At 40.2% G+C, this 940-nt stretch carries 3 tRNA genes and 1 rRNA gene; all 4 read left to right on the top strand.

Features of this window, described 5'->3' with window-relative positions:
* A 16S ribosomal RNA gene (locus AACW90_RS22875) occupies positions 1-66 on the top strand; the annotation flags it as partial.
* 160 nt (positions 67-226) lie between these two features.
* Positions 227-302, top strand: a tRNA-Glu gene (locus tag AACW90_RS22870).
* 88 nt (positions 303-390) lie between these two features.
* A tRNA-Lys gene (locus tag AACW90_RS22865) sits at positions 391-466 on the top strand.
* A gap of 64 nt (positions 467-530) precedes the next feature.
* Positions 531-606, top strand: a tRNA-Val gene (locus AACW90_RS22860).
* Positions 607-940: the final 334 nt, after the last annotated feature.

Genomic DNA, 940 nt, shown 5'->3' with positions numbered 1-940 from the left:
TTCATGACTGGGGTGAAGTCGTAACAAGGTAGCCCTAGGGGAACCTGGGGCTGGATCACCTCCTTAAACGATGATTGCTTTGATGAGTGTCTACACAAATTGATATAGGTTTAGAAAGTAAAGAGAGCTTTTTGTTTTCACTTTTTTAAAAAGTGAAGATGAAATAAATGTACCTGCTTAACTGCGGGTATAAGTGTGAAAGTGCCCAACACTTTTACGCACCTGTGTCCCGTTCGTCTAGAGGCCTAGGACACCGCCCTTTCACGGCGGTAACAGGGGTTCGACTCCCCTACGGGATACCACTTTCTCCTTATGATTCGCTAAGTTGCACGTTGTTTATTTTATATAAATTGCCTTACAACTTGCCTTACTTAAGGAAGAAACAAGACTGGGTCGTTAGCTCAGCTGGTAGAGCAGTTGACTTTTAATCAATTGGTCGCAGGTTCGAATCCTGCACGACCCACCATTCTTTCCCACGAAGGAATTAAAACGGTTTCGTTTTCGCTTTGAAAAGTGAAAGCAAACAACGTGGGCGATTAGCTCAGTTGGGAGAGCACCTCCCTTACAAGGAGGGGGTCACTGGTTCGAGCCCAGTATCGCCCACCATTCTCTAAGTATTTTTGGTGTCATATTCAAACCAATAGTTATTATTTATTGGTTTATTGTGGTCTCTGAAAGTCTTTAGAAAATGTGATTAACTTATTTTTATAAGAATTGAACATTTTGCTCTTTAACAATTTGGAAAGCTGACTGATAGCTTAATGGTTTTCACTTTTAAAAAAGTGAAACAAAACAGCTCAAGCTGTGATTAAGTTATCAAAATAAAAGTTCTCAAATCCTATTGGATCCTTTTTCGAAAGGAAACACTAGGTACTTGTTGTCACTTCGGTGATAACAAACCAACACACATTCAAGTGTTCTTGGAAACAACTAACTTCGG

It is taken from the genome of Vibrio frigidus (assembly GCF_042465995.1).
Classification (GTDB): Bacteria; Pseudomonadota; Gammaproteobacteria; order Enterobacterales; family Vibrionaceae; genus Vibrio.
Note: the sequence above shows the minus strand (reverse complement) of the source record. Positions and strands in the feature narration are given on the sequence as shown.